Annotated in this window: 7 protein-coding genes; all 7 read left to right on the forward strand. The window is 69.5% G+C overall.

What is annotated here, in order from left to right; all coding sequences use genetic code 11:
* Nucleotides 1–96 precede the first annotated feature (96 nt).
* The 7 genes from AC3WTD_RS16015 to accD all read left to right on the forward strand — a co-directional run bounded on the left by AC3WTD_RS16015 (nucleotide 97) and on the right by accD (nucleotide 8,218).
* Entirely contained in the window at nucleotides 97–2,460 is a 2,364-nt protein-coding gene (locus AC3WTD_RS16015; RefSeq protein WP_492614382.1) for a motility hub landmark protein FimV, read from the forward strand.
* Nucleotides 2,461–2,564: 104 nt separating this feature from the next.
* A complete protein-coding gene (gene truA, locus AC3WTD_RS16020) occupies nucleotides 2,565–3,332 on the forward strand; it encodes a tRNA pseudouridine(38-40) synthase TruA (RefSeq protein ID WP_492614383.1) in 768 nt (255 codons plus the stop codon).
* On the forward strand, nucleotides 3,329–3,952 hold the full coding sequence (locus AC3WTD_RS16025; protein WP_492614384.1) for a phosphoribosylanthranilate isomerase: 624 nt from the start codon (nucleotides 3,329–3,331) through the stop codon (nucleotides 3,950–3,952). The genes truA and AC3WTD_RS16025 overlap by 4 nt, the downstream gene beginning before the upstream one ends.
* The gene (locus AC3WTD_RS16030) at nucleotides 3,949–4,962 is read left to right on the forward strand and encodes a cupin-like domain-containing protein (RefSeq protein ID WP_492614385.1); all 1,014 of its coding nucleotides are present in this window, start codon (nucleotides 3,949–3,951) and stop codon (nucleotides 4,960–4,962) included. The genes AC3WTD_RS16025 and AC3WTD_RS16030 overlap by 4 nt, the downstream gene beginning before the upstream one ends.
* 159 nt (nucleotides 4,963–5,121) lie before the next feature.
* The gene (gene trpB, locus AC3WTD_RS16035) at nucleotides 5,122–6,333 is read left to right on the forward strand and encodes a tryptophan synthase subunit beta (RefSeq protein WP_492614386.1); all 1,212 of its coding nucleotides are present in this window, start codon (nucleotides 5,122–5,124) and stop codon (nucleotides 6,331–6,333) included.
* Between the two features lie 132 nt (nucleotides 6,334–6,465).
* Complete coding sequence (gene trpA / locus AC3WTD_RS16040) at nucleotides 6,466–7,302, forward strand: tryptophan synthase subunit alpha (protein WP_492614387.1); 837 nt, start codon at nucleotides 6,466–6,468, stop codon at nucleotides 7,300–7,302.
* Between the two features lie 46 nt (nucleotides 7,303–7,348).
* Nucleotides 7,349–8,218 (forward strand): acetyl-CoA carboxylase, carboxyltransferase subunit beta, encoded by an 870-nt coding sequence (gene accD / locus AC3WTD_RS16045; RefSeq protein WP_235642625.1) that lies wholly within the window; start codon nucleotides 7,349–7,351, stop codon nucleotides 8,216–8,218.
* Nucleotides 8,219–8,615 lie beyond the last annotated feature (397 nt).

An 8,615-nucleotide genomic window follows, 5' to 3' on the forward strand; every position in this document is an offset into this window, starting at 1 on the left:
TAACTAAAGTGGCAGCTCATTTTGGGGCAGGCCGCCCTTGCGGCGGCCCCATGAACAAATAACGGGTCGCGCCAGGATCGTTCGGGGGAACATGCAATGAATCGTTCGTTGAAGTTGTCGATGCTGATCGCGCTGGCGCTGGGCAGCAGCCAGGTCATGGCTGTGGACCTTGGTCAGATCCGGGTCAAATCGGCGCTGGGACAGCCGCTGCTGGCCGAGATTCCGCTGCATCCCGAAAGCCCGGCGGAGTTGCAGGGGCTCACCGTCCAGCTGGCTTCCAGCGACGAATTCGCGCGTGCCGGCATCGTTGGCGGGCGCACCGCGGTCCCGTTGCATTTCAGCGTAGCCACCGTCGGCGCCGGGCAACCGGTGATCCGCATCACCAGCAGCACGCCGGTGGGCGACCCCTTCCTCGACCTGTTGATCGAAGTGAACGGCAAGGCCGGCAGGAGCGTGCGCGAGTACGCGATCCTGCTCGATCCGCCGAACGGTCCCCAGGCGGCGCCCGTCGCGACCACCGCGGCGCCCTCCGCGCCGTACCCGAGGGTGACCCGGCCGGCCAAGGCGGCGGAGGCTCCGGCGACGAAGACGGCTGCCCCGGCCAAGCCCGCCAAGGCGGCTGTGGCGAAGGCGGCGCCCGCTCCCGCGTCCGTAGAGGCCGGCAACGGCCAGACCGCTCCGATCGAGCGTGGCCAGACGCTGTCCAGCATTGCGCGCAGCGTGACCCCGGCCGGCGTCGACGTGCAGCAGATGATGCTGGCGCTGCAGCAGGCCAACCCGAATGCGTTCTACCGCAACAACATCAATGCGCTGAAGACCGGCGTGGTGCTGCGCGTGCCGACCTCGGCCGAGGCGCAGGCCATGACGATCGCCGCCGCCGTCGCCGAAGTGCGCCGGCAGAACAGCGACTGGCGTGCCGGTACCCCGGGCAAGCCGGCGGTCGTGGCCAACGCCGCCGCCCGTACGTCCAGTGCCGGTGCGTCGACCGGCGCGCCCGACACCGGCGACCGGTTGGCCCTGATGCCGGCCAAGGCGAACACCGGCGCCGGCTCGCAGAGCGGCGGCGCGGCCGGCAATGGCGCGCGCCAGGAGCTGCTGCGCACCAAGGAGAGCCTGGCCAGCCTGCAGCAGCAGACCACGGATCTGAAGGCCCGCGTGAAGGACCTGGCGGACATCAACAGCAAGAACGAGCGCCTGCTGTCGCTGAAGGACAACCAGATCGCCGAGCTGCAGGCCAAGCTGGCCGCCGCACGCAAGGCGGCCAATCAGCCCGCGGCTGCATCGCCGGCGGCCGCCGCCAGCAACACGAAGGCTACGGGCGCCGTGCCCGCGGCGCCCGTGGAGAAGCTGGAAACCGCCACCGCCAGCACGGCCGCCAGTGTCGCTGCGGCGCCGGTTGCGGCCACTGCGGCGGCTGCCTCCACTCCGGCCCGCGCCCCGGCGCACGCCAGCACCGTGATGACCACGCCGATCGCGACGTCGACGCTGGCCAAGCCGGTGGAGAAGCCGGTCGCCACGCCGCCGGCCCATGCGCCGGCGCCGCTGGAACAGCCGTGGTACATGCATACGTGGGCCTGGGCGGCCGCGGGCGGTGCGATCGTGCTGCTGATCCTGCTGGCCATGCTGGGCCGCCGGCGCAAGCCGGCCGCCGAGGCGTCCAAGGTGCCGCCGTCGCTGGCCAACCGTTTCGGTTCGACCGCCGCCTCCGCTCAGGATTTTCCCGGCGGCGACGTCGACCAGGACGAGCTGCTCGACCAGCTGGCCGAACATCCCGATGACATCAGCCTGCACCTGGAACTGGTCACCCTGTACTACTCGCGCCGCGACGTCGAGCATTTCGAGGCGGCGGCCGAGGCGATGCACGCCCATATCGTCGATCCGCAGCAGGACGAGTGGCAGGATGTGCTGCACATGGGCGAGGACCTGGCGCCGGGCCACCCGCTGTTCGACCATCACGCCGAGCCGGCGCTGTCCGGCGAGGCCGAAGCGCGCGGCGCGTTCAACATCGACGACTATGCCGACAAGGGTGATGCGCCCACGGTGGTCTCCGCGCCGCCGCCGCTGCCGCCGAGCGGGTCCAAGCCCGTCAGCGAATACAACTTCAACTTCGATCTCACCCGGACCGCTGGCGAAACGGCGGCGCGCCCGGCACCGACAGCGGCGCCGGCGGGGGACGACGCCACCGTGGTCGCGCCGCTGGCATCGAGCCGGCCCGCGCCCACCGAGCCGGTGTCGAGCTGGCACTTCGAGGAAGACGACAGCATGCCGCTGGCGGCCGACGCTGGCCATGACCTGAGCGAGTTCAACGACGACCCGGTGGACACCAAGCTCGACCTGGCCCGCGCCTATATCGACATGGGCGACGCCGAAGGCGCCCGCGCCATGCTCGACGAGGTGGCCAAGGAAGGCAGCCAGATGCAGAAGGATGCCGCCAAGCGCCTGCTCGACAGCCTGCACTGAGCCGCGGGCAGCAACGCGCGGAACGCATCGGGCCGGTTTTTGCCGGCCCGATGCCGTTGTGGCCTGCTAATCTTTCTTCTTTCGACGAACCGCTGCACGACTCCATGCGCATTGCCCTGGGCATCGAATACGACGGTACCGATTTCAGCGGTTGGCAGCGCCTGAAGGCCGATGTCAGCGTGCAGGGTGTGCTGGAGGAAGCATTGTCGAAGGTGGCCGACCATCCGGTCGAGGTCAGCTGCGCAGGGCGCACCGATGCCGGCGTGCATGGCCGCTGCCAGGTCGTGCACTTCGACACCGAAGCACGCCGCGACATGCGCGGCTGGGTACTCGGCGGCTGCTCCAACCTGCCGGCCAGCGTGGCGGTGCTGTGGGCGCAACCGGTGCCGGACAGCTTCCACGCGCGTTACGCGGCACGCAGCCGGCGCTATCGCTACCACATTCTCAACCGGCCGGTGCGGGCGGCGCTGGATGCGCGCTACGTCACCTGGGAGCGCCTGCCGCTGGATGCCGCGCGCATGCACGAAGCCGCGCAGGCGCTGCTGGGCGAGCACGATTTCAGCGCGTTCCGCGCGCTGTCCTGCCAGGCCGCGCACCCGCGCCGCAGCGTGCTGGCGGTGAGCGTGCGGCGCGAGGGCGGGCAGGTGTTCGTCGACATCGAGGCGAACGCGTTCCTGCACCACATGGTGCGCAACATCGTCGGCTCGCTGCTGCCGGTCGGTCGTGGTGAGCAGCCGGTCGCATGGGTGGCCGAGCTGCTGGCCGGCCGCGACCGCCAGCTGGCTGGACCGACCGCGCCGGCTACCGGACTGACCTTCATCGGCCCGCGCTACGAACCGTACTGGGGCCTGCCGGGCGAGGTGAGCCAGTGACCCGCATCAAGTGCTGCGGCATGACCCGGGTCGGCGACGCGCTGCTCGCCGCGCGGCTCGGTGCCGACGCGATCGGGCTGGTGTTCACCGCACGCAGCCGGCGGCAGGTGACGCTGGCGCAGGCGCGCGAGATCGTGGCGGCGCTGCCGCCGTTCGTGGCCACCGTGGCCTTGTTCATGGACGACGAGGCAGCGCTGGTGCAGCAGGTGCTCGACGCCGTGCGGCCCACTTGGCTGCAGTTCCACGGCAGCGAGAGCGACGCCTGGTGCGCGCAGTTCGGCCATCCGTTCCTCAAGGCGATTGCGATGGGCGAGGGCGCGACGGCGTTGTCCCGGTTGCAGGCGTATCCGCACGCCGCCGGCCTGCTGCTGGACGGCCACGCGGCAGGCGAGGCCGGCGGCAGCGGCAGGACGTTCGACTGGTCGTTGCTGCCGGATAGCCTGGCGCAGCCGTTGATCCTGGCCGGCGGCCTGCACGCCGGCAACGTGGGCGAGGCCGTGCGTACGGCGCGGCCGTGGGCGGTGGACGTGGCCAGCGGGGTGGAGTCGGCGCCGGGGATCAAGGACCCGGCCCGGCTGGAAGCCTTCATCCGCGCGGTGCGCGAGGCGGATACGGCGTGAGCGGCGCTCCGGCCGCCATCGAGGAATGCCGCGATGGCGACGGTTCGCCCGCCCTTGCCGAGCTGGTCGGCCGCGCCCGCCCGCTGGTGATCCGCGGCCTGTGCCGCGACTGGCCGATGGTGGCCTGGGCGCGGCAGTCGGACGACGCGTTCGCGCGCGAGCTGGCGCGGCGGGACAACGGCGGCGAGGTTGATGCGCTGCTGCTGCCGCCGGGCGAGGGCGGGGTGATCGGCTACAACGCGGCGTTCGACGGCTTCAACTACGAGCACCACCGCGTCTCGATCGGCCAGGGCCTGCAGCGGCTGGCGCAGTACAGCCGCCAGCCGGAGGCGCCGGGGCTGGCGGTACAGAGCGCGCTGATCGCCGAGTGCCTGCCGGGGTTGCTGGACGATCACGCCATTCCCTTCCTCGACCGCAGCATCCAGCCGCGCATCTGGATCGGCAACCGGGTCACCACGCCGGCGCATTTCGACGAGTACCACAATGTCGCCTGCGTGGTGTGCGGCATCCGGCGCTTCACCCTGTTCGCGCCGGAACAGGCGCGCAACCTGTACGTCGGGCCGCTGGATTTCGCGCCTACCGGCGCGGCGATCGGCATCGCCCGGCTCGACCGCCCCGACGATCCGCGCTTTCCCCGCCTGAAACGGGCGCTGGCCGAGGCGCAGGCGGCGGAGCTGCATCCCGGCGATGCGATCTACATTCCGCCGCTGTGGTGGCATCACGTGGAATCCCTGCAGCGGATCAACGCGCTGGTGAACTACTGGTGGCGGCCGGTGCCTGCCGACGGTCATGCGCCGGACACTGCGCTGGGCGCCCTGATGCACTGCATCCTCGCCTTGCGCTCGCTGCCGCCGGCGGAACGGGCGGCGTGGAAGGAACTGCTGGACTACTACGTGTTCGGCGACGAGGATCCCGCCGCACACTTGCCCGCCGACCGGCGCGGCATCCTCGGCCCGCTCACGCCCGGACAACTGGCCGAGGTCAGGGCCTCCATTCGCCGTTACCTGTGACCCCCGTTCGGTCGGGCTTGCCGCTAAGATGGCTGCTTGCCTGTAGGAGCGCACCCTGTGCGCGATGCTCTTTCTGCATGGTGGACAAAAGCATCGCGCACGACCGAAGGAAGTCCCTTGTGGACAGGGTGCGCTCCGACGCCCGTATCGAGTGACTACATGAGCAAGATCGTGGACTACAACGCTTACCCCGACGCGCACGGCCGCTTCGGCAACTACGGCGGCAGTTACGTCGCCGAGACCCTGATGGCGCCGCTGGCCGAACTGACCGAAGCCTACCTGCGCCTGCGCCAGGATCCGGCCTTCATCGCCGAACTCGACCGCGACCTGAAGCACTACGTGGGCCGGCCCAGCCCGATCTACCACGCCGAGCGGCTGTCGCAGCACGTCGGTGGCGCGCGCATCCTGTTCAAGCGCGAAGACCTCAACCATACCGGCGCGCACAAGATCAACAACACCGTGGGCCAGGCGCTGGTCGCGCGCAACATGGGCAAGACCCGCATCATCGCCGAGACCGGCGCCGGCCAGCACGGCGTGGCCAGCGCCACGGTGGCGGCGCGGCTGGGCCTGAAGTGCGTGGTCTACATGGGCGCGGTGGACATCGAGCGGCAGAAGATCAACGTCTATCGCATGAAGCTGCTCGGCGCCGAGGTGGTGCCGGTCACTTCCGGCTCGAAGACGCTGAAGGATGCGCTGAACGAGGCGATGCGCGACTGGGTCACCAACGTGGCCGACACCTTCTACATCATCGGCACCGTTGCCGGGCCGCATCCGTACCCGCTGATGGTGCGCGACTTCAACGCGATCGTCGGCCGCGAGGCGCGCGCGCAGATGCTCGAAGAGTATGGCCGCCTGCCCGACGTGCTGACCGCCTGCGTCGGCGGCGGCTCCAACGCGATCGGCCTGTTCCATGCCTTCCTCAACGACGCCGGCGTGCGCATCGTGGGCGCCGAGGCGGCGGGCGAGGGCATCGCGACGGGCCATCACGCGGCCTCGCTGGCCGCCGGCCGTCCCGGCGTGCTGCACGGCAACCGCACCTACGTGCTGTGCGACGACAACGGCCAGATCACCGAGACGCATTCGGTCTCGGCCGGCCTCGATTACCCGGGCGTCGGCCCCGAGCATGCGTTCCTGAAGGACACCGGCCGCGCCGACTACGTCGGCGTCACCGACGACGAGGCGCTGGCGGCGTTCCACCTGCTGGCGCGCACCGAAGGCATCCTGGCCGCGCTGGAATCCAGCCACGCGGTGGCGCAGGCGGTCAAGCTGGCGCGCGAGTATCCGCCGGACGGCATCGTGCTGTGCAACCTCTCCGGCCGCGGCGACAAGGACGTGCACACGATCGCCGCGCGCGAGGGAGTGCAGGTATGAGGACGGAATTCGTGATTGGGGATTCGGGATTCGGCAAAAGCGGGCGACATCGCTACGCCCGCGTTTCGCCCCCACCCATCGCTCTCGTCTCCTCGTCGTCAGCCGTTGTTGTCCCATTCGAGTAAACGCATCATGCCGAATCCCGAATCCCGTATCCCGCATCCCGGCTCCCGACGCATCGACCGTCGCTTCGCCGCACTGAAGGCTGCCCATCGCACCGGCCTGATCCCGTTCGTCACCGCCGGCGACCCTTCGCCGCAGCACATGGTGGCGTTGATGCATGCATTGGTCGACGTCGGCGCCGACCTGATCGAGCTGGGCGTGCCGTTCTCCGATCCGATGGCGGACGGCCCGGTGATCCAGCACGCCAGCGAGCGGGCCATCGCGAAGGGCGTGGGCCTGGCCGACGTGCTGGGTTGGGTCGCCGCGTTCCGCCAGCGCGATGCGGACACGCCGATCGTGTTGATGGGCTATCTGAATCCGGTCGAGATCCACGGCTACGCGCGCTTCGCGCAGGAGGCCGTGCAGGCCGGCGTCGACGGCGTGCTGCTGGTCGATTGCCCGCTGGAGGAGTCCGCCGTGCTGCAGCCGTTGCGCGACGCCGGGCTGCAGCAGATCCTGCTCGCCGCGCCCACCACCGAACCCTCGCGTATGGCGCAGCTGTGCGGTTTGGCCGAGGGTTTCCTGTACTATGTCTCGTTCGCCGGCATCACCGGTGCGGCACACTTGAGCACCGGCGACATCGCGGTGCGCGTGGCCGATATCCGCGCCCGTGCGAAGGCGCCGGTGGCGGTGGGCTTCGGCATCCGCGATGCAGCGAGCGCACAGGCGATCGCCGGTTTTGCCGACGCGGTGGTGATCGGCAGCGCGCTGGTGGACAAGCTGGCCGGCGCGACGGATGCCGATGACATTGCTGGACGGGTACGCGCGTTTCTCGCGCCGATTCGCAGCGCGCTCGACGCGCACTGAACAACATGCTGCCCTGGGTGGCGCGCACGAACGGTAGGGCGATGCAATGAACTGGCTGCAGAAAATCATGAACCCGCGCACCCGCCCGCAGAGTCCGAACGGCGGCAAGGGTTCAGTACCCGAGGGCGTGTGGGAGAAGTGCGGCGGTTGCGGCACCGTGCTGTACCGGCCGGAGCTGGAACGCAACCTGATGGTCTGCCCCAAGTGCGGTCACCATCACTACATCAGCGCTCGGGTGCGACTCGGCGCGCTGCTCGACGAGGGCTCGGCGCAGGAATTGTGGGCCAGCCTGGAGCCGACCGATCCGCTGAAATTCCGCGATACCAAGAAGTACCGCGACCGCATCGTCGCCACCCAGAAGAAGCTCGGCGAGAAGGACGCGATGGTCGCGATGAGCGGCCGGCTCAAGGGCCGTCCGCTGATGGCGACGGCGTTCGAGTTCGCCTACATGGGCGGCTCGATGGGTTCGGTGGTCGGCGAGAAATTCGCCCGCGCCGCCGAACGTGCGCTGGCCGACCGGAGCGCGCTGGTGTGCTTCTCCGCCACCGGCGGCGCGCGCATGCAGGAAGCGCTGTTCTCGCTGATGCAGATGGCCAAGACCTCCGCCGCGCTGGCGCGCCTGCGCGACGCCGGCGTGCCGTACATCAGCGTGCTGACCAACCCGACCACCGGCGGCGTCTCCGCCAGCCTGGCGATGCTCGGCGACATCAATATCGGCGAGCCGAAGGCGCTGATCGGCTTCGCCGGCCCACGGGTGATCGAGCAGACCGTGCGCGAGACCTTGCCGGAAGGTTTCCAGCGTTCGGAGTTCCTGCTCGAACACGGCGCGATCGACCTGATCGTCGACCGCCGCGAGATGCGCGACAAGCTGGCCGATCTGCTCGGCATCCTGATGAAGGCGCCACGCGCGGCCTGAGCGGGCGAGCTGCCTGCCATGATGCGATGCCGCCTGCGGGCGGCATCGTCGTTCTTGCCGAAGGGTTTTCCACAGCTGCTGTGGAAGCGTTCCGGCAAAGCCTGTGGACAAGCCGACTTCGCCGCTGCTCCATCAAGCACTTGCTACGCGCTGGTCACGAGTTGCGCATGACGGCGCGGTGTGCGGCACTGGTTTTCCACAGCGATTGTGGAGCGCGCGCGGTAAAGCCTGTGGACAAGTGCGCTATCTGCTTGAGCGCAAAGACACGGCCGACGGCGTGCGCAGGATCTGCTCAGCGCTTGTGAAGAAAACCACATCCTGAGCCGCTTGCAAAATTCCCCATTGCGGCCGAATTTTTCGCCAGCGGAGGTGGCGAAAAAAGTAGAGCGGGTGCCGC

It is taken from the genome of Rhodanobacter sp. FW106-PBR-R2A-1-15 (assembly GCF_058789735.1).